We start from the raw sequence: 23,717 nt of genomic DNA, 5'->3' as shown, positions 1-23,717 counted from the left end.
TTCTCTTTTAGTTGGCGGCCAGCTTGAGGCCAAAACCGATCAGAAACACACCGGCTGTTTTTTCCAGCCACTTCACCACGGCCGGGTTGGCACGCAAGCGCTCTGCCAGCACCGTGGTCAGCATCACCACGATGACGCTGTAGATAAAGGTAATTGCCGCCACCGTGGCTGCCATCACACCAAAGGTGATGGCGCCCTGATGCCGGGCCGGGTCCACGAACATGGGAAAGAAGGCCATGTAGAACACGATGGCCTTGGGGTTCATCAGGGTGATCAAAGCACCCTGGCGGAAATACTGGCGCGGCTGGATTTCAATGGCCGGCGCATCGCCAGGCTTGGCCGTGAGCAGCTTGTAGCCCAGCCAGGCCAGATAGGCCGCACCCACCCATTGCACGGCATGGAAGGCCGCCGGATAGGCTGCCAGCACCGCAGCCACGCCGGCTACAGCCAGCCACATCAGCACCTGGTCGGCAGCCATCACACCCAGGCAGCAGGCGACACCGGCCCTCCATCCGCCCTTGCCCGTGGAAGTAATCAAGGCCAGATTGCCTGGTCCAGGGATCAGCAAGAAGACGGTAACGGCGGCTGCAAAAGCGCCGTAATCAGAGATGCCAAACATTCAAACCCTGCGCGATGGAAAACAGCAAGTTTATGCGAGGGCCGTGACCGACGCATCTGCATTGCACAGATGTTGCCTGACACAGTATGTAAAAAGGCACTTTGCTCCCCTTGGAAACAAAGTGCCCGACCAAGCTTTACCGCTCAAGAAGCCAGTTTCAACCAGATCACGCAGCGCTCGGCGTCCAGGCCGGGAACGGCCAAAGGTTCCACGTGAAACACCTTCACATCGGCAGGCAGCGCAGCAATTTCCTCATCAGGGTGCTTGCCCTTCATGGCAAACCAGATGCCGTCCTCGGCCAGAGCCTTGCGCGACCAGGTAGTGAAGTCCACCAAGGACGCAAAAGCGCGGCAGCTGATGACCGGATACCGGGTCTTGAGGTTTTCCACCCGGTCATGAATGCCGCGCAGATTGGGCAGGCGCAAGGATGCAGCCACCTGCTGGATGAAAGCGGCCTTCTTGCCCACGGTATCCACACAGTTCACATCGATCTGCGGGCAGCAGATGGCAAACACCACACCGGGCAGACCACCGCCTGAGCCCACGTCCAGCAGAGGCAGGCGCTTGCCTTCTTCCAGCGGCAGGCGGTTCACATGCCGCAGCAAGGCGGGCACGGCGGCCAGGCTGTCGAGCAGGTGATGCGTCAGCATCTCCTGGGGATCACGCACCGACGTCAGGTTGTAGACCTTGTTCCATTTCTGCAGCAGATCCATGAAGGACATCAGCAGATCGATCTGCGCCGGAGCCAGTTCCAGCTTCAGTGCCTGAACGCCCTGCTCCAGTTGGGTACGCAAAACCTGACTCATGCGGAAGCCTCTTCGTTCTGATTGGCAAAGCCCTTGAAGCCGCCTTTTTTCAGATGCACCATGAGCAGCGAGATGGCGGCAGGCGTCACTCCCGAAATACGCGAGGCCTGACCCAGGGTTTCGGGCCTGTGCTTTTGCAGCTTCTGGCGCACCTCGAAGGACAGCGCCGCCACCTGCATGTAGTCGAAGTCCAGCGGCAGACGCAGGCGCTCGAAATGTGCAGCGCGTTCGACTTCATCCTTCTGGCGGTCGATATAGCCAGAGTACTTGGCGGCAATCTCCACCTGCTCGATCACTGGAGCGCTGAGCTCGCCCAGAGCCTCGGGCTGCACATCGGCAGATGCATACCGGCCCTGGTTCATGCCCATGAGCTTGTCGTAGTCCACACCGGGGCGACGCAGCAGATCGAACAGGTTGTATTCGCGCTCCATGGCCTTGCCCAGCACGCGCTCTGACTCTTCCGCTGCCACGACACGCGGGTTCACCCAGGTGGACTTGAGGCGCTCTGTTTCACGTGAAACAGCATCGCGCTTGCGGCTGAAGGAATCCCAGCGCGCATCGTCGACCAGCCCCATCTGGCGGCCCGCTTCGGTCAGGCGCATATCGGCATTGTCTTCACGCAGTTGCAGGCGGAACTCGGCGCGGCTGGTGAACATGCGATAGGGCTCGGTCACGCCCTTGGTGATCAGATCGTCGACCAGCACGCCCAGATAGGCTTCGTCACGACGCGGCATCCAGGGGCCTTCGCCACGGCACTGCAGCGCTGCGTTCAAGCCGGCGAACAGGCCCTGGGCGGCCGCCTCTTCATAGCCGGTCGTGCCATTGATCTGACCCGCAAAGAACAGCCCTTGAATTTGCTTGGTCTCGAAACTGCTCTTGAGCGAGCGGGGATCGAAATAGTCGTACTCGATGGCATAGCCGGGACGCAGGATATGAGCGTTCTCCAGACCCTTCATGCTTCGCACCAGTTCGTACTGGATGTCGAACGGCAGGCTGGTGGAGATCCCGTTGGGGTAGAACTCGTGCGTGGTCAGGCCTTCGGGCTCCAGAAAGATCTGATGGCTTTCCTTGTCCGCAAAACGGTTAATCTTGTCTTCCACGCTGGGACAGTAACGCGGACCCACACCCTCGATCTTGCCGGTGAACATGGGACTGCGGTCAAAGCCGCTGCGGATGATCTCGTGCGTGCGCGCATTGGTGTGCGTGATCCAGCAAGGCATCTGCCGGGGATGCATGGCACGGTTGCCCATGAAACTGAATACAGGCACTTCACCCTCGTTCACGCCGCCAGGCATGCCGTCGCCGGGCTGTTCCTCGCACTGGCTGAAATCGATGCTGCGGCCGTCGATGCGCGGCGGCGTGCCGGTCTTCAGGCGCCCCTGTGGCAGCTTGAGTTCCTTCAGGCGTGCCGACAGGCTCACGGCCGGAGGATCGCCGGCACGGCCTGCTGCATAGTTGTTCAGGCCCACGTGAATCTTGCCATCGAGGAAGGTGCCCGCCGTCAGCACCACGGTGCGGCTGCGGAACTTGAGACCCACCTGGGTGACGGCACCTACCACGCGGTCGCCCTCCACCATCAGGTCATCCACGGCCTGCTGAAAGAGCCAGAGATTGGGCTGGTTTTCCAGCATCTCGCGAATCGCGGCCTTGTACAGAATGCGGTCGGCCTGGGCGCGCGTGGCGCGTACGGCCGGGCCCTTGGAGCTGTTCAGGATGCGGAACTGGATGCCGCCCTTGTCTGTCGCCAGGGCCATGGCGCCGCCCAGGGCATCGACCTCCTTGACCAGATGGCCCTTGCCGATACCGCCGATGCTGGGGTTGCAGCTCATCTGCCCCAGGGTTTCGATATTGTGGGTCAGCAGCAATGTCTTGCTGCCCATGCGCGCAGCGGCCAACGCAGCCTCGGTGCCGGCGTGGCCGCCACCGACCACGATCACATCAAATTCCTGTGGGTACAACATATTCCTGCTCCGGGCCAAGCCCGGCCCTTGCCCCTGCACGAAGCAACCATGCCTCGGCTCTCACGGCAGGCGGACATGTTCTCGCGCCATGTCCAGCCCTGCGGGGAACCTGCAATTTTCCCACCATTGGCGCAACAATGCCTTGCCAGGGGGGTTTCACGTGAAACATGGCGACCTGAAGCCCAGCCTAGATGTTTGCCCTGATAGTCCCGTCTATGCATGAAAAATGCAATCGCTCTGTGCTGCAATCACTGCATGCAAATTCTCATTTTTGCGGGCAGTACCCGCCAGGACTCATACAACCGCAAGCTGGCCAAGGTGGCAGCCTCCATCGCGGAACAACAGGGCGCACAACCCAGCCTGCTGGAATTGTCGGACTACGACATTCCGCTCTACAACGCCGACCTCGAAGCGCAGGGCACTCCAGCCGATGTCATTCGCCTCAAGCAGGCCATGCACAGCCATGCAGCCTGGATTGTCTGCAGCCCCGAGTACAACGGCAGCTACCCTGCCCTGCTCAAGAACGCGATTGACTGGGCCTCCAGCCCGGTCAAGGGCGATGCACAGTGGTCTGATGGCGTCCTGCCCTTTCGCAACAAGGTCGTCGGCATGGCCAGTGCCTCGCCTGGAGGTCTAGGTGGCCTGAGAGCCCAGTCTCACCTCGCAGCGCTGCTATTGAATCTGGAATGCTGGGTAGCACCGCGCAGCCATGCCGTGAGCCATGCTGCAGAGGCTTTCGATGCCCAGGGTCATCTGCTGCGTACACAGAACCAGCAAGGCATGGAGGCTCTTGTGCAGCAGGTGCTGTGGGCTGCAGGGCGCCTGGGCTGAGCAATCTCCTCTCCGATCCGGACTTCTGCCGGCTGCGCATGCATATGAAGTGCAACCGGTTTAGCATGGGCGCTTGTCTTTTCATTGCATAGAGAGCCACTCACCATGAAGCTTTACTACAGCCCCGGCGCTTGCTCCATGTCTCCGCACATCGTGCTGCATGAAGCAGGCCTGCCGCATGAAACCGTGATGGTCAGCACCAAGAGCCACAAGCTCCAGGACGGAACGGATTACTACGGCATCAATCCGCTGGGTTATGTGCCCTTTCTGGTGCTGGACAACGGCGACACCTTGCACGAAGGTCCGGCCATTGTTCAGTACCTCGCCGACCTGGCCCCCGAAAAGAACCTGGCGCCGGCCAACGGCACCGTGGCCCGCTACCACCTTCAGGAATGGCTGAACTTCATCAGTACCGAGGTGCACAAGGGCTTCAGCCCCTTGTTCAGCCCCGCAACGCCCGAAGACTTCAAGCCTGTGCTGCTCGGCAATCTGTTCAAGCGCCTGAGCTGGGTCAACGAGCAGCTCGCCAACAAGTCCTATCTGATGGGCGATCAGTTCACCGTGGCCGATGCCTACTTTTTCACGGTCACAGGCTGGGCCCAATTTGTGGGCCTGGACATCTCTGAACTCCAGCACCTTCAGGCTTATCGCGAGCGCATTCTGGCGCGCCCCGCAGTGCAGGCTGCCATGAAGGCAGAGGGCTTGCTCAAGTAAGTTTTTCGACATCCATGCAAACTGAGAACGTGTTTACGATCTCCTCGCGCCGCGACAGAGGCTTTGCGGGATGGGGTGCTAGGGGGCGGCCCCCCGCGCGCGATACCGCAGCAATAGCCGTGCTATTGCGAGGATTCGCAACGCCGCAGAGCACCCGCAAAGACACTGTCCCGGAGGGTTGGAGCGAAATCGGGCGATTTCTGCGCGCTGACTCTTGCTTGCACCCCGGTGCTAGCGGCGAGCCATCGCTTCGAATTCATCCCGGTTGCGCTCCAACGCGGCTGCGTAGAGATCGTAAATACGTTCTCAGAGCTCGGTACCCACCGAGCTTTTTTCATCTGGAGTTCTGCATGACCTCATTGTTCGAACCGATTGAAGCAGGCAGCCTGCGTCTGCCCAACCGCATTGCCATGGCACCGCTGACGCGCAACCGCGCCCCCGACGCGATACCCACGCCGCTGATGCAGACCTACTACGTCCAGCGCGCCTCCGCCGGTCTGCTGATCAGCGAAGGCACGGCCATCAGCCACCAGGGACAAGGCTATGCCGATGTGCCCGGTCTTTATGACGAAGAGCAACTGCGGGCCTGGAAAAAAGTCACCGATGCCGTGCATGCCAAGGGTGGCCGCATCGTCACCCAGCTCTGGCATGTGGGTCGCATCTCCCACAACGTGCTGCAGCCAGACAGCCAGTCCCCGGTCGCGCCCTCCGCGCTGACGGCCCGCTCCAAGACCTATGTGATCGACAAGCAGACGGGGCAAGGCCAGTTTGTCGCCACCTCCGCACCGCGCGCACTCCGGCAGCAGGAGCTGCCGGGCATTGTTCACAGTTTCGCCACCGCCGCGCGCGAAGCCGTACAGTCGGCGGGCTTCGATGGCGTGGAGCTGCATGCAGCCAACGGCTATCTGCTCGATCAATTCCTCAAGACCGGCACCAACCAGCGCAGCGACGACTACGGCGGCAGCATCGAGAACCGCGCCCGTCTGGTGCTGGAATGCGTGCGCTCCGTGGCCGATGCCATCGGTGCCGGAAAGGTCGGCATCCGCATCTCTCCGGTCACGCCAGCCAATGACATCGTGGACGAAAACCCGCAGGTGCTGTTCGAATATCTGGTGCGCCAGCTCGCCCCGCTGGGCCTGTCCTATATCCATGTGATCGAAGGCGCAACAGGCGGTCCGCGCGAGCTGGCAGATCGCCCCTTCGACTACCAGGCGCTCAAGCAGGCCTATCGCTCTGCAGGCGGCAAGGGAGCCTGGATGGTCAACAACGGCTATGACCGCCAGTTGGCCACGCGCGCTGTGGAAAGCGGCTATGCCGATGTCGTGGCCTTCGGCAAGGCCTATATCTCCAACCCCGATCTGGTGCATCGTCTGCGCGACGATCTGCCGCTCAATGCCTGGAACAGCGAACGTTTCTACGGGGGCGGTGCCGATGGTTATACCGACTACCCCTCGGTTGCCTGCCAGTAACTTCAATCCATCAAGCCTCCAGCCCTTTCTCTGATTTGGCTGGAGCCTGTCGAATAAAAAGCGAAAGCCCGGTGCATCACTGCAACCGGGCTTTTTTCATGGAACGAGCCGCTCAGGAATGAGCCGCTCGGGGCTCAGGCATGTTCCAGCAATTGCGCCTTCTGACCAGGCAAAGCAGTCTGCGCGGATGCAGGCACCGCCGGTGCCATGCCGGGATGGGCTGCGCCTCTGGGGCTGCGCATGACTGCATGCATCGCGCCGCCCGCCAGCTTGAACTGGCTGACCAGCTGTGCCAGTCGCGCCGCCTGCTCGCGCAGCGATTCTGCGGCGGCGGCAGACTCTTCCACCAGGGCCGCATTCTGCTGGGTCATGCGGTCGATATCACCCACGGCCTGATTGACCTGGCCGATGCCCAGCGACTGCTCGCTGGACGCCGCCGTAATCTCGCCGATGATGTCGCCCACACGCTGTGCGCTGTCCACGGTCTCCTGCATGGCCTTGCCTGCGCTCTCCACCTGGCGCGCGCCCACATCCACGGTCTGCACGCTGGTGTTGATCAAGGACTTGATCTCGTTGGCGGCCTGGGCCGAGCGCTGGGCAAGGCTGCGCACCTCGGCCGCCACCACGGCAAAACCACGGCCCTGCTCGCCGGCACGGGCCGCTTCCACAGCGGCATTCAGCGCCAGGATATTGGTCTGGAAAGCAATGGAATCAATCAGGCCGATGATGTCGCCGATCTTGCGGCTGGAGGCCGAAATCTCCTGCATGCTGTTGACGGCCTGGCCGACGATCTCGCCGCCCTGCACGGCCGTCGAAGAGGCCGAGGCTGCCAGCTGGTTGGCCAGCTGCGAAGACGATGCGGTCTGCTGCACCGTGGCCGTCAGCTGAGCCAGCGACGCGACGGTTTCCTGCAGATTGCTGGCAGTCTGTTCGGTGCGCGCCGACAGATCCTGATTGCCCGTGGCAATTTCCTGGCTGGCCGTGGCGATATTGCCGCTGGCATCGCGCACCTGGGCCACCGTGGTGCTCAGCGATTGCTGCATCTGGTCCAGCGCACGCTGCAGATCCGTCAGCTCATCCTTGCCGCTGACCTCGGCCCTGTGCGACAGATCGCCGCCGGCAATCGTCAGTGCCATCTGGCGGGCCACTTCAAGCGGACGGCAGATGGACAGCATGTTCAGCAAAGTCAGCGGAATCACCACCACCAGCGCCAGGATCACGGCCGCCACAAACATCCAGCGTGTCTGGTCGGCCACGTCGCGCTCGGCTGCGGCCAGTGCATTGGCCTGCTCACGCAGCAAGTTGTCCAGCTGCGCCAGCAGCTTGTCGGCCTCCATGACTTCGGCCAGAGCCTTGCCGCTCATGCGGTTGGCCGTGGTGGCCGAGTCATAGCCACCGGCTTCCAGCTGGCGCGCAACAGGTTCGAAGAGCTTTCGATAAGCGTCGATGTGCCCAATGATGCTCTTGGTCAGCTGTGCGTCCTGCGCGTTCTGGTCGGTCACAAACTTGCCCAATGTCACCTTGGATTTGTCGATGAACATGACCCATTGCTGATAGGCCTTGCGCACCTCTTCGGGCTTTTCATACTGGATGACCATGTCCTTCTCGCTGGAACGGATGCCACCCAGCTCGGTGCGCAACTGCGCCATATGGCCCGATTTGACAAAGGCGTTGCTCAGAAACTCCTGGCTCATGTCCTGGATGCGGAACATGCCCAACATCCCGGCGCCCCCCAGCAGACTCAGCAACACCATCACCACACCAATGGCGCCCAGCATGCGCGTGCGGATGGTGAAGCCCCGCATCATTTCCAACAGACTCATGAATCCCTCTCCACTTTGAACGACTGGCATTGTCGGGCCAGAACTTGCAAATTGTTTCAGATTGTCACCGACACCAAGAAAAACCCGTGACTGCGATGCCCAAGCCATGGCGATCAGCAATATGACAAGTTCTTATCGGCAGTCTTTGCGGCTTATCAACCCTGCCGGCTTCATGTCTTGTCAAAGGCTTGACCTTGCCATGATGTTAGGGTTGACCATTCAAGACATGGAGTCCGCCAGTCCGGTCGACTCACTTTCTGAAGGAGCCATCCATGCAACAAGTTTTTGAAGTTCAAGGCATGACCTGCGGCCACTGCGAACGCGCCGTCACCAATGCCATCCAGGGCGTCGATGCCCAGGCGCAGATCAAGATCGACCGCGCCGCCAATCGAGTGGAAGTCGAAACCGGCGCCAGCCGCGAGGCCGTGGCAGCCGCCATTGCCGAAGAGGGCTACAAGGTAGCCTGAGCGCAGCCTCCCCTACCGCGCCAGCACCTCACGCGAGCCATCAGAAGGCCGCTGGCGCGTTTTTTCAGGATCGTCCATGCCCAACCACCCATCGACACAAAAAATCGCTCAGAACTGGCCTGTCGTCATCGGCGAGGCCGCACGCCGCGCCGGGGTTTCTGCGCGCATGGTGCGTCACTACGAATCACTGGGCCTGCTGCCACCCGTGCACCGTACCGACAGCGGCTATCGCCAGTACACCGAAGCCGATGTGCATGCGCTGCGCTTCATCCGCCGCGGGCGCGATCTCGGTTTTTCCATGGACGAGATCGCCACCCTGCTCGGCCTGTGGCAGGACCAGGGCCGCGCCAGCAGCCAGGTCAAGGCCATCGCGCAAAAGCACATCGCCACGCTGACCGAGCGCATCGCCGCCATGCAGTCCATGCAGCGCACGCTGCAGACTCTGGTGCATTGCTGCCATGGCGATGACAGGCCGGACTGCCCCATCCTCGACGACCTGGCCAGCGCGGACACCGACCTGACGCCGGCCCATCACGAACCCAGGGCTCCCACCCCGAGAAGCCGGCGCAGGGCTGCGGCCTGAGGCTGCTCATGGGTTTCACGTGAAACCATCGCCGCCCACGCAGGGCCGCGTCAACAATGAGACATGTTGCACTGCAGCAAATACTGCAGAATACTCTGTGCGATGAATGCGGTTGCTCTCATTCATCTTTTCAAATCACTCAAGCACAAGCATTGCCGACGCGATGCAGGAGACAAACCATGAGCACCAGAGACATCTTCGTTGTCAGCGCCGCGCGCACGGCCATCGGCACTTTTGGCGGCAGCCTCAAGGACGTTCCCAACGCCCAGCTGGCCACCACCGTGGTCAAGGCCGCCATTGCGCGTGCCGGCATCGCTGCCGACACCGTGGGTCATGTGGTGATGGGCAACGTCATCCCCACCGACACGCGCGACGCCTACCTGTCCCGCGTGGCGGCGGTGGACGCCGGCTGCCCCATCGAAACCCCTGCCTTCAACGTCAACCGCCTGTGCGGCTCTGGCCTGCAGGCCATCGTCTCGGCAGCTCAATCGATTGCGCTGGGCGACTGCGAAGTGGCCATTGGCGCCGGCTCCGAATCCATGAGCCGCGGCCCCTACTTCGACATGTCCGCGCGCTGGGGCGCACGCATGGGCGATGCCAAGAGCATCGACTACATGCTGGGCATCCTGCACGACCCCTGGCAAAAAATGCATATGGGCATCACTGCTGAAAACGTGGCCGAGCGCTACAAGATCAGCCGCGTGATGCAGGACGAGCTGGCCGTCATCAGCCAGCAGCGCGCCGCTGCCGCCATCGAGGCCGGCCGCTTCAAGGAGCAGATCGTTCCCGTGGAAATTGCCAGCCGCAAGGGCGTGGTGCTGTTCGACACCGACGAACATGTGCGCGCCGCCACCACGCTGGACACCCTGGCCGGCATGAAGCCCGCGTTCAAGAAAGAAGGCGGCACGGTCACCGCCGGTAACGCCTCCGGCATCAACGATGGCGCGGCTGCCGTGCTGATGATGAGCGAGCAGGCACTGAAGTCTTCCGGTGCCAAGCCCATTGCCCGCTTGGTCGGCTACGCCCACGCCGGCGTCGAGCCCGCATACATGGGCATCGGCCCGGTCCCCGCCACGCAGAAGGTGCTGGCACGCACCGGTCTGAAGATCGAACAGATGGACGTGATCGAAGCCAACGAAGCCTTCGCCGCCCAGGCCTGCGCCGTGATTCAGGAGCTCGCTCTGGACCCTGCCAAGGTCAACCCCAACGGCTCCGGCATCTCCCTGGGTCACCCCGTGGGTGCCACCGGCGCCATCATCACCACCAAGGCGCTCTACGAGCTGCAGCGCACCGGCGGCCGCTATGCGCTGGTGACCATGTGCATCGGCGGCGGCCAGGGTATTGCCGCGATTTTCGAGCGCGTCTGAAGCACATATTCCAGGCGTCTAATATGCCCATGAAAAAGGCCTGCCGGAGAGATCTGGCAGGCCTTTTTTGATAGCTTCTTGCGCTTGCTAGCTATTGATTTCAGCATCTATGAATACTGAAATCAATGCTTGAAAAGCGCAAGCAGCTACATCATCCATAGCATCAGAACGGCGCCTCTTCCGGGGCCGTATCGGCGGGCGCCGTGGCCGGCCCGGTGACCGTCCCCTGACTCCGCCCCTGTGCCAGACGCACGGGCAGAGTTTCTGCGGCAGGAGCCGACGACAGCGATGCAGGCAGGCCGTCGCCCAGGCCCGTGCGCCCTTCCCCGCCCAGCGCCTCGATCAGATCGGGAATCAGGCGCGAGAGCTCGCCCGTGGCAATCGCCACATCGGTATCGAAACCGCCATCGTCCTGGCTGTTGCCGTCCATCACTGCGTCGAGCAACGCGATCTTCTTGATCTGCAGACCTTCGCTGAGCACAAAGCTCACGCGGTCGTCCCAGGTCATGGCCAGCTTGGTCGGCAGCTTGCCATGCTCGATGTGCTGGCGCACCTCGTCGATATCGAGCGGGTGGCGCGCATAGCGCACCACGGCCTTGGACTCATCGGCGGCCTTGAGCTCGCACTCGCGGTCTATGGAAAAACCTGCGGGCGGCTCCTGCGTCATCAGCCAGTGCGCCATGGCGGCCTGCGGACTGGTCTGCGTATCCAGCAGCGCCACCGCAAAGCCCGGCAGGCCTTCGACCAGCAGCGTCACGATCTCGTCGGCACGGCCTTGTGCACTGGTATCGAGCACCAGCGTGCGCGCCTGCGCATCGATCCAGACCCACATGGCTCCCTGCTTGGTGAAGGCCATGGGCAGCAGGTCCAGCTTGGCCTCGTCCTTGAGCTCCTTCTTCTCCTTCTTGCCGGGCTTGCGGCCCTCGGTCTTTTCGATGTGCTCGGCCTTCTCGTTGACCTTGCGGTTGAGCACGCTGGCCGGCAGCATCTTGGACTCGCTCATGAAGCGCATCACCCACTGGCCGGCCACGCTTTCCGCCAGCGGGCCATGGGCCTCGCCGCGCGGCGGCACCCAGCCCACGGAACGCTCCTGGGTCGCGCCGCACTCCTCAAACACCGTCTTTTGCAGCGCATCTTCGAGCTGCTGCAGATCGCCCTGCCAGCTCTCGGCAATGCGATAAACAATCATGTTCTTGAACATCAAAAACCTTTGCTAAATCTTCAATCGTCGCCAGCTCCTGCAGCTGGATCTCGCGGAAAAAAATCGGCCGCCAATGCAGCCCATGCATGCATTGTTGCGCAGTCGCAGCCACTCAAACTTATCAAATCTTTACAGAGCGGCTGCAAAACCTCACGTCTCAGAAACATGGGGGGTCCACACTTCAGTCATCCGCTACCGAATGCCCATTCAGGAGCAAGACCAGGCGGCCACTTCTTCCACTTCAACCGAAAAGGAAACAGACATGACCCGCTTTCGCCAGACATTGACCAGCGCCGCTGTGGCAACCGCCCTGCTCGCCTCGCTGAGCCTGCCCAGCTTTGCCCAGACTACCGCTGCCGCCGAGCAACCTGCCGCAGCCCAGAAAGCGCCAGAGCCGCACAAGCACCAGCGTGGTGACAAGCGCGGCGACCGCATGGAGCATATGAAGCAGCGCATGGAAAAACTCAAGGCCGATCTGAAGCTGACGCCTGCGCAGCAAACTGCCTGGACCACCTACACCCAGGCCATGAAGCCCGGTGAACGCCCAGCCCCCGGCGACCGCGAAGCCTTTGCCAAGCTGACCACGCCCGAGCGCATCGACAAGATGCGTGAAATGCGCGGCAAGCGCATGGCCGAAATGGACCGCCGTGCCGAAGCCACCAAGGCCTTCTACGCCCAGCTCAATGCCGAGCAGAAAAAGACCTTCGATGCGGCCACCCTGCACATGCATCACCAGCGCGGTGAGCACCATCACGGCCATCATGGCGGCAAACCCGGCCAGGAACGTCCCGCAGCTCCAGCCCCTGCGGCAAAGTAAGCCGAGTTCAATCGCCTTCTCCATAAAAGCCCTCGGTCGTCATGACCGGGGGCTTTTTTCATTTCGATGTCAATTGGCTGACTACCAACGCAAGCGCTTGCCGACAGAACATTTATTCACAAGCTTCTAAATTCATATCCACAGAGGGAGCGAAATCCAGGCATGACCCAAGCATTGATGTCGCGACCAGATTCAAAACATTTAGATGGCAATTGACATGAAAAAACTGCAATTGGCAACGAATCTCGTAATCCCGATGCTGATCAGCCTGGGCAGCCCCATGCTTCATGCACAGCCTGTTCAAGCATCGACGACCGGCCTCTATCTGCAATACGGCTCGGCGGAGCACAGCACCGACAGCTGGACAGGCGGCGTCATCCTCCCCTGGAACTGGAGCTACGCCCTTGGCTCGGGTCGGATGACGGGTTACTGGGATCTCTCTGTCAGCCGCTGGTCGGCCGACTATCAGGGCGGCAATCGTTCAACCTGGGTTCTGGGAGCACAACCCACATTGCGCTGGCGTCCCTCTCAAGGCCAGTCTCCCTGGTTCCTGCAAGCCGGCCTGGGCGTGAGCTATGCCATCAACCACCGCTTCATCACCGATCACAAGGAATTTTCGACCCGCTACAACTTTGCCAGCCATATAGGCATCGGCTACCTGTTTGGCGAGCAACTGAAAAACGAGATCAGTCTGCGCTTCGAGCACCAGTCCAATGCAGGCATCAAGCGCCCCAATCCGGGAGAGAACTTTCTTCAGCTGCGATACGCACGCCACTTCTGAATTCCCGGGCCAGCGCTATCCGGGTCGACCAGGCCACCCAACGGGCGGCTTTTTTCATGCTTTGCAACAGCAGCACGACCTGTGAATAAACATGGTGATAAAAGTCAGAGAAATTCTCTGTTTTCCACAGCCCATCTGTCTTCTGGAAAGTTGTTCCCAAATCAATGACATCGGCAGCCCATGTAAGGGCACAGACTTTGGAAAAGTCTAAGTTATTGATTTTAAATGAACTTAATTACTTATCAACAATTAAGTGGACTACTTACTATTACTACTAAGTAAAAAGATAAGACTAGAAATAACAACTTTGGCCGAAGTGTACACAGCAATCGGAGATGGTCTGAATAAAAAAAGAGGCTGATCAGATCGGCTTCAAGAAGTTCTTGCTACATCACACCCTTGAAATCCGATGTGCTCAAGCATGTCTTCATCAGTTGTTCACTATAAAAATAATAGCTAACAGCGTATATATATCAAAGGATAAATAGCATTTATTGCCAATCAACAGAAAAATGGATTTCTGTGGATAAGCAGATATCAACTTTCATGTTTTCCACAAAAATATGGAAGAAGGCCAAGTTGTTCATGGATCGAGGACAGCAGCAACCGTCATTTGTCTCCATGTTTGTCATTACGCAAGATGCTTGATTTACCTTGAGTTTTTAAAGTTATCAACAGCAGATGCCAAGTCTTACTACTACGACTATATTTTTATAAAACTTCTAAAGAACAACTGAAGGCAAAGTCGCAGGCAAGAGCCCGGGTCATGCAAAACTGCAGCTGATCAGGCGCTTCAATCCCTTTGATTCAGAGGGAAGTTCAGAAAAAAAGGGCTTTGGGAAAATTGACGCGCCAGATCTCGAAAAATTGGCGTAAGATGCGCCTCCTCAATGACAGGAGGTGGGGATAAATTCCCATTGAAGAGTCTTTGAAGCGACTGTTATCCACAGAATGTTATGAACAGCTGGGGGAAACTGGCCAGAAGTGCGTGCAATCGATATCAGCCATGATTGCGCCCTACTCATTCAAAAAAATTCAATGATCTATAGATCGTTGTTTTAAAAGAACTTTTCGCTTGTCGGTGGAGCAAGACCCGGACCAGATATGGCAAGCACTGGGAAAGTGCGGCACCCGCCAACACCGACAGGTCTGAAATCCGGAGTTGCTCAACAACCATGGGGTCTGCAGCGCACCTGCCCGGCTGCGCCGCTTCGGGCAAGACCTTGCGGGTTGCCAGTCCTGCAAGACGGATGCCGTCTCGCATTGCCCGGCAACTGTTAGAAAAATTACAACTGCGCGGAGTGCGCCGGGACTGAGTGAACGTGCGCAGGAAGGGCGCTGCAGCAGTGCAGAAAAGAGCCATGCTGCAAAGGCCTGGAGCGCTGAAAACCTGCCTCAGGAATGGCGCAAAAGAGCAGCGAAACGGCCTTGGATCAGCAGTGTGAAAGGCGCGCTTCGCTCAGGACTTCAAGGCATTGAAACAGGGCGCCGTTGCAGCGTGAAGGGCGGCAGGCCCTTGATGAGCAATTGGCCGTAGCTGGTGCCCGTCAGGCGGCGGTCATAGCAGTACACATGGGCCTGGTCTTCCTCGGTCCGGATGGCACGGCCTACCCACTGGGCCAGACGAATGGCCGTGGCCGGCACCACCAGCTCGTTGAAGGGGTTGCGGCCGCTGCTGCGCAGCCATTCGGCTCTTGCCTCGCCAACAGGGTCATCGGGCGGAGCAAAAGGCAGCTTGGTGATGAACAGGGACTCGCAGAGCGCTCCGGGCAGGTCCAGTCCTTCGCCAAAGGACTGCATGCCGAAGATGATGGAGGGCTCGCCCATCGCCACGGCCTCACGATGGCGTGCCAGCAGAGTCTGGCGGGGCAGGGCGGTCTGCACCAGCACCTGATTGCGCATGCTGGTGGAAAGCGCATCCACGGCCTGGCGCATCTGCTCGCGGGATGTGAACAGGACCAGTGCGCCGGCCTCTATGCGGCTCAGATCGTTCAGCAGGGCCTCGACCATCTCCTCGGTAAAGCGGGCGGCTTCGCGCGGGTCTGAGGCCGTTTCACGGGCCACCAGCGTGCCCTGGCGCGCATAGTCGAATGGGCTGGGCACTTCCAGCGTGGTGACGGAATCGTCATTGGCCAGCCCCGCTTCGCGCAGAAAGAAGTCGAAGTGGCCGCAACTGGTCAGCGTGGCGGATGTCAGCACCGCACCGCGTACCTGCGACCACAGGTGCTGGCGCAGGGTGGAGCCGGGCTGTATGGGGCTGGCATGGGCCTTGACCACGATGAACTCGCCGTCCATCTCCAGCGTGAACCACTTGGCATGGGGCACCATCTTGCCGTCGCCATCGCTCTCGTTGTTCTGCAGCAGCAATTGCGTGGTGTTGAAAATGGCTTCCAGCCTGGGCGCCAGGGCGCCTACCTGCGCATAGACGGTGGACAGGCGCTGTGCTTCCTCGGGTTGTTCCTTGATTTCGGCACGCAGGGCCTTGGAGACGGCACGCAGCGCATCCAGAAAGCCGTCGGCATGGTGCGCAATCTGTCCCAGAGGCTCCAGAAGGGCCTCTGGCAGCATTCCGCGGGGTGCCCGTACCCTTGCTGGCCCATAGCTGTCTTTCTGCGATTTGAGAGTCTCTCCGTAGTGCTCCATGACCAGTCGCGCCAGCTCCTGCATCTGCTGGCGCAGCTGACCCGCATGCTTGGGCACGTCGGCCAGTTCCTCGACTTCGGCGACCTGGTTCACGCGCAGCGCACGGCTGGCCAGCTTGTCGATCCAGCCCAGGCGGCTCAGATCCATCTCGCCGGCAAACTGGTCCAGAGCCGTAGAGGGCAGGTGGTGGGCCTCATCGAGCACCAACAGGCAATTGTCCAGCTCGGGCAGCAGTTTGGAGCCCAGCGAGGAAAGCAGCAAATCATGATTGGCGACAATGACTTGCGCCGCCACCAGGTCTTTGCGGCGTTCGTAATAGACGCAGTTGCCGAAGGCCGGGCAGTGCTTTCCGGTGCATGAAGAGGACTCGGCTGCCACGGGGCTCCAGGCCTCGGCCTCAGGCGGGGTCTCCAGCGAATCGCGGTCGCCGTTCCAGGCCTCCGTGGCCAGCGCATCGGCCATGGATTTGTAGAACTGCATGCGGGCCTGCAGTTCATGCTGAGGACGGCTGAACTTGGTCTGGCCCTGCTCATCGCCAAACAGATCGTCCATCTCGTCCTGTGCTTCCCCCGTGCTCGCCAGACGTTCCAGCTTGAGTTTGCAGACAAAGCGGCCACGCCCCTTGGCCAGTGCGAATTTGAATGGCTGGTCCAGCTTTTGCGCCAGGGCCGGCAAATCCTTGTTCACCAGCTGTTCCTGCAGCGCCACCGTGGCTGTGGAGATCAGCACGCGCGTGCCGCGTGACAGCGCCATGCGAATGGCCGGAATGCTGTAGGCCAGCGATTTTCCGACCCCGGTTCCGGCTTGCACGACAGCGATGGCACGACGCGGTTCCGGTTCGCCTTCATCGACTTTTCCGAGCTGGGCCTGGCTCAGCGTTTGCGCGATCTGGGCTGCCATTTTTCGCTGTCCATCACGACTGCGAAACCCCGGCATGGCCCCGACCACGGCATCAAAGGAATTCAGGGCCTCTTCAGCCCACTTTTTTTCATGCATTTCAGCGTTTTTTGAGACGCAAAGACGCTGTGCTTTGGCGTTTTATAAGTATTCGTACAGAGATATGTATCAAATAAGATTGAATTTCTTATGTGATACGGCATACAAAACAGGGGAGTTTGTATGTTCTGCGCTTGTATCCAGTGGGCGGTTTCAATGAAACTTTTCCACCACTTGTATGTGACTTGTTCATTGTAGTTGTGGATTCCGTCCATGGTAGTTACCAAGAAACTTATCCACAGAGAGATCCGAGAATTGGCCTGTACATATCCTGGAGACAACCATGTATTCATGTCTGTGGATATGGTTGTTAAATTTTTATGAATAAAAAGCTTTTTCTAGATTTCGATACAGCTGAGATTTTTCGGGATCTGCATAGTTTTCAAGCGCTGTGAGTAAGTTTATCCATGGCTTGTATCGCTCTTGCAGGGTATGGAGTTCTCAGTTTATCCACAGGTTCGATGGATCTGCTCATGAAGGCATGCAGGCTCTGAATTTTCCACTGATGACGGTCATGCCGCTGGTTTGTATGCCAGAGCGGTCATTTCTGTTGAAATCCGGGATGCGGAGGAGGGAGGGGCGCAATCTATCCACTGCGTGGATAACTTCAAAGCTCTACTTTTGATAGTAGATATACATTGCTTATCAATGGATTGATCGTGTTTTCTGAGGAATTCAGAGATCAGGCGTGGCCTTGGCTTTGGTCACGATTTTTGGCTACTTTTAATACTCATGTATGAAAAAATACATGAAAAATGCCTGTTTTTTGAGCAATTGACAGATGCTGTCAATGAATTGCCTGAAAAACGGGCAATTCGTCGAGTCTGCAGGCTGATTTCCCTGTTCAACCCTGGCCCGGCTGCTCTCTGGTCGTGCTTGTACCTGTGTCCGGTCTTACCAAACCGTAATGCGTGTGTCATCCACGCAGCTGGGGGCTGTTCCTAGCATGGTGGCATCACTGCAAGTGAAGCTGCGGACCAGCTCGTCACTTGCCAGTCATGGAAGAGGGTGAACGATGAACAAAAGCCTTGTGGGACTGCCGGGAGCGGCACATTTACCAAACTGGACATGGGCAAGACTGCCGGTGGTGGCTGCGGCCATTGCCGTGGCGGGTCTGTTGGGTGGCTGTGATGCCTCCAAGGCCACCGAGGAAGCGAAGAAACCGGTTGCGCAGCTGCCCAAAGGCTTTATTCAGGTCAAGCCGGAATCCGTGAAGATGCTGGAGATCGCGCCCGTGGCCGATCCGCAAGGGGTGCAGATGGCCTGGGCTCCTGCGCACGTGGCGTTTGTCGAGGATCGTGTGGCTTCGGTTGCAGTGCCGTTATCGGCGCGTGTCGTGGCTGTCAATGCGCATGTGGGCGATATGGTCAAGGCCGGTGATTTGCTGGCGACGCTGGTCAGCCCCGATGCACTGCGCACCCGCTATGACGTGGCTGCGGCCAAGACCGCACACGACGTGGCTGTGGTGGAAGCCCAGCGCCAGCAGACCATGGTGGACAAGGGCGTGGGCGTGGAGGTCGATCTGCGTGCCGCGCAGGCCAAGCTGCGTGAAACCTCGCAGGAGCTTGGTCGTGCACAGGGCACGGCAGCGCTGCTGGGCTCCGGTGGCGGCGATCGGATCGAGCTGCGCGCACCGCGTGCCGGCATCGTGGCCGAGCGCAAGGCTGTGGTGGGTACTGCTGCCGAGCCGGGAGCGGCGCTGTTCATGATTGGCGATCCCCAGGCCATGAATGTGGTCGCAGAGGTATTCGAGTCCGATCTGCCCGGCATTCGTCTGGGCAGTTCCGTGCAGGTCGAGGTACCGCAGCTGCCCAAGCCGATCAAGGGCACGGTCCGTCATCTGGGGGCTACGCTGGACAAGGAGTCGCGCCGCGCTGCCGTGGTGGTGGAGCTGAGCGAACAGAACCCGGTGCTGCGTCCCGGCATGCAGGCCAAGGTGGGCGTGCAGTTGTCGAATCTGCAGGAGATGCTGATTCCCGTCACTGCCGTGCTCATCAAGGATGAGAGCCGCAGCGTGGTCTATGTGCAGCATGAGAACAACCAGTTCGAGGCACGCGTGGTGACGCTGGGGCGTCCATCGCGCGGCATGGTGCCGGTGATCAGCGGCCTCAAGGTCGGTGAGAAGATCGTGGTGCGTGGTGGCCTGCTGCTCGACGGCGCGGCCAGTCAGCTGCTGTAGTCCCGGCAGGAGTCTGAACCATGCTGCGTTCATTTATTGCATTTGTCGTCCATCGCCGGCTGCTGGCGCTGTGCGCCACGCTGGCGATTGCCATCTATGGCGTCTACGCCTATCTGCAGACGGCCATCGAAGCCTATCCTGACGTGACCAATGTGCAGGTCGGCGTGATCACCCAGGCACCGGGGCTGGCTCCTGAAGAAGTGGAGCGCCAGATCACCCAGCCGCTGGAGCGTGAGCTCAACGGCACGCCGGGTCTGATATCGCTGCGCTCGGAGAGCTATTTCGGCCTCTCCATGATCAACCTGGTCTTCAACGACGACGCGAAAAGTTTCACCGCGCGCGCCGAGGTTTCGCAGCGTCTGCCGCAGGCAGATCTGCCCAACGGCGTGACGCCTGAAATGGCGCCTGACTACACGCCGCTGGGCAAGATTTTCTACTATCGCCTGCAAAGCGACAGGCACACTCTGGCGCAGCTGCGCACCGAGCAGGAATGGCATGTGGTGCGCGTGCTCAAGCAGGTGCAGGGCGTGGCCGACGTGGTGAGCATTGGCGGCTTCGTCAAGGAATTCCACGTTGAAGTGGACCCCGAGAAGCTATACAGCCTGGGCCTGTCGCTGGACGATGTGAGCGATGCACTGTCCAAGTCCAACCGCAACGTCGGCGGTGGTCTGATGCGCCGCGGCGAACAGTCCTTCATCATTCGCGGTATCGGCCTGTTGCGCAATCCGCAGGAGATTCAGGATGTGGTCGTTGCCATGCGTGGCAAGGCTCCCGTGACCATCGGTGACGTGGCGCGTGTCGCGCAGTCGCATACGCCGCGTCAGGGCTCGGTGGGCATGGACGACCAGAACGATGTGGTGCAGGGCATTGTGCTGCTCAAGCGCGGCGCCAACCCTTCCATCGTGCTCGATGACATTCATGCCAAGGTCGATGAGCTCAACAGTGGCGGCCTGCCTGAAGGCATGCACATGGTCACCAACTATGACCGCTCCGATCTGGTGGGCCATACGCTCAAGACCGTGCAGCACAACCTGCTGTTCGGGGCCACGCTGATCGTGGCCGTGCTGTGGCTGTTCCTGCGCAGCCTGCGTGGCTCGCTGATCGTGGCCACCGTGATTCCGCTGTCGCTGTTGGTGGCCTTCATCGGCCTGCACTGGCTGGGCATGCCCGCCAATCTGATCTCCATGGGAGCCATCGACTTCGGCATCATGGTGGACGGTGCCGTGGTGCTGGCCGAGAACATCATCCGCAATGCACGCCAGCGAAAGCCGCAGACGGCGAACGACATGCGCCACATCATTGTGGATTCAGCCGTTGCCGTGGCCAAGCCCACGCTGTTCGCCATGGCCATCGTGATTGCGGCGCTGATTCCCGTGTTCTCGCTGCAGAGCATCGAAGGCCGCATCTTCCGCCCGCTGGCCATGACCTACAGCTTTGCCCTGCTGGGCGCGCTGGTGTTTGCCATGGGGCTGGTGCCTGCGCTGTGCGCCCTGATGCTCAAGCCCAAGCATGTGATGGTGGAAGAGCCCAAGATCTTCGACCGCGCGCATCATGGCTACCAGCACTGGATCGCCAAGGTGCTGGGCGCAGCCAAGCGCCGCACGGCCGTGATTGCCGTGTTTGTGAGCGTGCTGGTGGTGGCCGGGGTTTCAGCCAAATGGCTGGGCACCGAGTTCCTGCCCGAGCTCGATGAGGGCGATGCCTATGTGCTGGTGCAGATGCCTGCCTCCATCTCGCTGGAAAAAGGCCAGGAAGTGCTGCGCGATGTGCGTCTGCGTCTCAAGGTCTTCCCCGAGGTGATCACCGTCACCACGGAGCAGGGACGCCCCGAATCGGGAACCGACAACGAGACGCTCAATCTGGCCAAGGTGCTGGTCCGCCTCAAGCCTCATGGTGACTGGCGCAAGGGCTTGACCAAGCCCGCGCTGATCGAGGAAATGCGTGCGACGCTGGGTGAAATTCCCGGCGTGGCCTTCAACTTTGCGCAGCCCATTCGCGACAGCGTGGAAGAGTCCACATCGGGGGCGCGCGGCCAGGTGGTACTCAAGCTGTTCGGCCCCGATATTCCCACCCTGCGCGGCATTCTTCAGCAGACCAAGTCGCTGGTGAAAGGCATCGACGGAGTGGTTGACCTGGATCTGTATCGCGATGCTCCGGCACCGCAGGTGCATGTGCAGTTCGATCGCCAGGCGCTGGCGCGCCAGGGCATTGCCATGGAAGACGCGCAAAAGACGCTGGAAGTGGCCCTGGCAGGCAATGTGGCCACCACTTTGTGGGAGGGTGAATTCCCCGTGCCGGTGCGCGTGCGTCTGCCCTACGTGGACCGCATGGACGAGGAGCGCATTCGCAACATCGCCATACCGCTGCCCGATGGTGGTTCGGTCCCCCTGGGATCGGTAGGTACGGTCAGCATGAAGATCGGCAACTCCTCCATCTTCCGCGAAGGCAATGCGCGCTACATGGCGCTCAAGTTCAACGTGGAAGGCCGCGATATCGGCTCGGTAGTGAAGGACACGCTGGCCACCTTCAAGCAGAACGTGAAGCTGCCCGAAGGCTACCAGGCCGTCTGGGGCGGCGAGTGGGAGAACCAGCAGCGTGCGGCTGCACGCCTGAAGGTGGTGGTGCCGCTGTCTCTGGTCATCGTCTATGCCCTGCTGTTCGGCGCTCTGGGCCAGGCCCGCAGCGCCGGCATCATCCTGCTGTGCGCGCCGTTTGCCATGGTGGGTGGCATCGCAGCCTTGCATCTGGCACACATCGAACTGTCCATCAGCGCGGCCATCGGCTTTATCGCCTTGCTGGGTCAGGTGGCTCTGGCGGGCTTGCTGGTGGTCTCTGCGGTCGAGGATTTGCGCCGCCAGGGCATGCCCCTGATGCAGGCGCTGATCGAAGGTGCAGCCGAGCGCATGCGCTCCATCATTCTGGTGGCACTACTGGCGCTGCTGGGCCTGCTGCCCATGGCTCTGTCTACCGGCGTGGGTAGCGAAACCCAGCGCCCCTTTGCCTCGGTCATCGTTGGCGGCATGGTGGTGCTGCCACTGGTGGCGCTGGTGCTGCTGCCCGTGCTGTATGCCTTGCTGGGCCCCAAGAACATGTTGACGCAGGAAGAACGTGATGAAAGCGCTCAAGATGAATAAGTGGCACTCTCTGGCCATGGCCGCAGCACTGTGCTGCGGCGCTTTCAGCGGCACAGGCCATGCTGCCGAGGCTATGGATGCAGCCGCACAGAGCAATGCTGCAGCGGGCCGTCTGGCGGCCCCTGCACAGCCTGTGACCCTGCAGGAATATCTGCGCATCGTCGTGCAGAACCAACCCAATCTGGCGGCAGATCGCATGCAGCTGGATCTGGCAAAGGCAGACAGCAAAACGGCTGCCACCATACCCAATCCCGCCATGCACTACTCCAGCAAGCGCGGAGAAAAGGAATGGGGTGTGGAGCAGGCCATCCCCATCTTCGGCCAGCGCGGCATGCGCATCGAGAACGCCAGGCTGGGCGAGAAGGCCGCCGCGGCGAATGCCGATGTCGCAGTCGCCGTCACCATGAGCGATGCAGCCCATGCCTTCAATGAGCTGCTGGTGGCCCAGCAGCGCTATCAGGTGTGGTTGGCTGCCCGTGATGAGCTGGAGAAGGCCGGCAACATCGTCAAGGGCCAGATCGAAGCAGGCACGCGCAGCCGCTATGACGGCGCGCGCCTTAACCTGCAACAGGCCCAGATGAGCATGCAGGTCAGCAAGGCCCAGGCCGCCTTGCGGGATGCTGCATCACGCGTGGCCAGCATTGCGGCCTTGCCGCAATGGCAGGTGCGTGTGGAAGGCAGCCTGCAGGCTACTGACATTCGCAAGGCAGCCAGCTACGAGCAGCTGTGGAACCAGGCGCAGACCCAGTTGCCGAGTCTGCGTGCCGCGCAGGCCGAGCTCGACAGGTCGCGCCAGAAAATCAAGCTGGAGCAGCGTGAAGCATTGCCCACGCCATCCTTTGGTCTGGCCCGCATCCGCAACAGCGTCGATGGCAGTTTCAACCAGGTGGGCGTGAGCGTGGAGATCCCGCTGTTCGACCGCCGTCAAGGCCCTATCGAGCGCGCCAAGGTCGAGGCCGATCAGGCCGAGCTGCGCCGCGATGCGGCTGTGCTTGCCGCCCAGTCCGAGCTGCAGCGCGCCCTGCAGCAACTGTCGCTGCGCCGAACGGCCGTGCGCGACTACGAGAAGGAAGGGCTGGCGCAGATTGCGCCGCTGCACCAGATGGCACAAGACGCCTACAAGCTGGGCAAGGGAACGATCCTGGAGCTGATCGATGCGCTGGGCTCGATCACCGAGCACAGGCTGGAGCATCTGGAGCTGGTCAAGGACATGCTGGATGCGGAGTGGGAAGTGCGTCTGGCCAGCGGCGATCTGCCACAGGTGCAGCCTTGAGCGAGGCGAGGGAGATGGCACAAACCCCTGTACCACCTCCTGATGCCGCTGCG

17 protein-coding genes are annotated in these 23,717 nt (G+C 60.5%); 11 read left to right on the top strand and 6 right to left on the bottom strand.

The window, feature by feature from the left end:
* Positions 1 to 7 precede the first annotated feature (7 nt).
* The 3 genes from CSE6_RS05720 to mnmG form a co-directional block, all read right to left on the bottom strand.
* Positions 8 to 619: a LysE family translocator gene (locus tag CSE6_RS05720; protein ID WP_003065281.1), complete on the bottom strand. Its 612-nt coding sequence runs from the start codon at positions 617 to 619 to the stop codon at positions 8 to 10.
* A 143-nt stretch (positions 620 to 762) separates the two neighbouring features.
* The gene (gene rsmG, locus CSE6_RS05715; RefSeq protein ID WP_059440064.1) at positions 763 to 1,425 is read right to left on the bottom strand and encodes a 16S rRNA (guanine(527)-N(7))-methyltransferase RsmG; all 663 of its coding nucleotides are present in this window, start codon (positions 1,423 to 1,425) and stop codon (positions 763 to 765) included.
* Positions 1,422 to 3,386, bottom strand: a complete 1,965-nt coding sequence (mnmG, locus tag CSE6_RS05710; RefSeq protein WP_034351159.1) for a tRNA uridine-5-carboxymethylaminomethyl(34) synthesis enzyme MnmG — start codon at positions 3,384 to 3,386, stop codon at positions 1,422 to 1,424. The genes rsmG and mnmG overlap by 4 nt, the downstream gene beginning before the upstream one ends.
* A 255-nt stretch (positions 3,387 to 3,641) precedes the next feature.
* On the opposite strand from mnmG, the gene CSE6_RS05705 reads away from it, so the two are divergent.
* The 3 genes from CSE6_RS05705 (at position 3,642) to CSE6_RS05695 (ending at position 6,400) form a co-directional block, all read left to right on the top strand.
* Complete coding sequence (locus tag CSE6_RS05705; protein ID WP_034351157.1) at positions 3,642 to 4,217, top strand: NADPH-dependent FMN reductase; 576 nt, start codon at positions 3,642 to 3,644, stop codon at positions 4,215 to 4,217.
* Between the two features lie 105 nt (positions 4,218 to 4,322).
* A complete protein-coding gene (gene gstA / locus CSE6_RS05700; protein WP_003065291.1) occupies positions 4,323 to 4,931 on the top strand; it encodes a glutathione transferase GstA in 609 nt (202 codons plus the stop codon).
* Between the two features lie 350 nt (positions 4,932 to 5,281).
* A complete protein-coding gene (locus CSE6_RS05695) occupies positions 5,282 to 6,400 on the top strand; it encodes an alkene reductase (protein WP_059440063.1) in 1,119 nt (372 codons plus the stop codon).
* Between the two features lie 134 nt (positions 6,401 to 6,534).
* On the opposite strand, the gene CSE6_RS05690 is transcribed toward CSE6_RS05695, so the two are convergent.
* Positions 6,535 to 8,223, bottom strand: a complete 1,689-nt coding sequence (locus CSE6_RS05690) for a methyl-accepting chemotaxis protein (protein ID WP_034406650.1) — start codon at positions 8,221 to 8,223, stop codon at positions 6,535 to 6,537.
* Positions 8,224 to 8,495: 272 nt separating this feature from the next.
* Here CSE6_RS05690 and CSE6_RS05685 point away from each other — a divergent pair, with 272 nt between their 5' ends.
* The 3 genes from CSE6_RS05685 (at position 8,496) to CSE6_RS05675 (ending at position 10,640) form a co-directional block, all read left to right on the top strand.
* On the top strand, positions 8,496 to 8,690 hold the full coding sequence (locus CSE6_RS05685; protein WP_012836553.1) for a heavy-metal-associated domain-containing protein: 195 nt from the start codon (positions 8,496 to 8,498) through the stop codon (positions 8,688 to 8,690).
* Positions 8,691 to 8,766: 76 nt separating this feature from the next.
* Positions 8,767 to 9,273, top strand: a complete 507-nt coding sequence (cueR, locus tag CSE6_RS05680) for a Cu(I)-responsive transcriptional regulator (protein WP_034351148.1) — start codon at positions 8,767 to 8,769, stop codon at positions 9,271 to 9,273.
* A 179-nt stretch (positions 9,274 to 9,452) separates the two neighbouring features.
* A complete protein-coding gene (locus tag CSE6_RS05675) occupies positions 9,453 to 10,640 on the top strand; it encodes an acetyl-CoA C-acyltransferase family protein (protein ID WP_003072098.1) in 1,188 nt (395 codons plus the stop codon).
* A gap of 163 nt (positions 10,641 to 10,803) precedes the next feature.
* Here the strand turns inward: CSE6_RS05675 and CSE6_RS05670 are convergent, their stop codons facing one another.
* Complete coding sequence (locus CSE6_RS05670; RefSeq protein ID WP_059440062.1) at positions 10,804 to 11,841, bottom strand: recombination-associated protein RdgC; 1,038 nt, start codon at positions 11,839 to 11,841, stop codon at positions 10,804 to 10,806.
* A 262-nt stretch (positions 11,842 to 12,103) separates the two neighbouring features.
* On the opposite strand from CSE6_RS05670, the gene CSE6_RS05665 reads away from it, so the two are divergent.
* Together CSE6_RS05665 and CSE6_RS05660 are read left to right on the top strand one after the other, a co-directional pair.
* Positions 12,104 to 12,658, top strand: coding sequence for a Spy/CpxP family protein refolding chaperone (locus CSE6_RS05665; protein WP_034351558.1), 555 nt, complete (start codon positions 12,104 to 12,106; stop codon positions 12,656 to 12,658).
* A gap of 217 nt (positions 12,659 to 12,875) precedes the next feature.
* On the top strand, positions 12,876 to 13,439 hold the full coding sequence (locus tag CSE6_RS05660; protein WP_034351557.1) for an acyloxyacyl hydrolase: 564 nt from the start codon (positions 12,876 to 12,878) through the stop codon (positions 13,437 to 13,439).
* A 1,467-nt stretch (positions 13,440 to 14,906) separates the two neighbouring features.
* Here the strand turns inward: CSE6_RS05660 and dinG are convergent.
* Positions 14,907 to 17,078 carry an ATP-dependent DNA helicase DinG gene (dinG, locus tag CSE6_RS05655; protein WP_072248247.1) on the bottom strand — a complete coding sequence of 724 codons (2,172 nt, stop codon included), beginning with the start codon at positions 17,076 to 17,078 and terminating at the stop codon, positions 14,907 to 14,909.
* A 1,015-nt stretch (positions 17,079 to 18,093) separates the two neighbouring features.
* On the opposite strand from dinG, the gene CSE6_RS05650 reads away from it, so the two are divergent.
* From CSE6_RS05650 to CSE6_RS05640, 3 genes are read left to right on the top strand one after another with little or no spacing between them, the layout of a single operon-like run.
* Complete coding sequence (locus tag CSE6_RS05650) at positions 18,094 to 19,257, top strand: efflux RND transporter periplasmic adaptor subunit (protein ID WP_034347924.1); 1,164 nt, start codon at positions 18,094 to 18,096, stop codon at positions 19,255 to 19,257.
* Positions 19,258 to 19,277: 20 nt separating this feature from the next.
* Positions 19,278 to 22,391 (top strand): efflux RND transporter permease subunit, encoded by a 3,114-nt coding sequence (locus CSE6_RS05645; RefSeq protein WP_012836546.1) that lies wholly within the window; start codon positions 19,278 to 19,280, stop codon positions 22,389 to 22,391.
* Complete coding sequence (locus CSE6_RS05640) at positions 22,369 to 23,664, top strand: TolC family protein (protein ID WP_041744392.1); 1,296 nt, start codon at positions 22,369 to 22,371, stop codon at positions 23,662 to 23,664. Before CSE6_RS05645 ends, CSE6_RS05640 begins: the two co-directional genes overlap by 23 nt.
* Positions 23,665 to 23,717: the final 53 nt, after the last annotated feature.

This window comes from Comamonas sp. E6 (assembly GCF_001010305.1).
Classification (GTDB): domain Bacteria; phylum Pseudomonadota; class Gammaproteobacteria; order Burkholderiales; family Burkholderiaceae_C; genus Comamonas; species Comamonas thiooxydans.
Note: the sequence above shows the minus strand (reverse complement) of the source record. Positions and strands in the feature narration are given on the sequence as shown.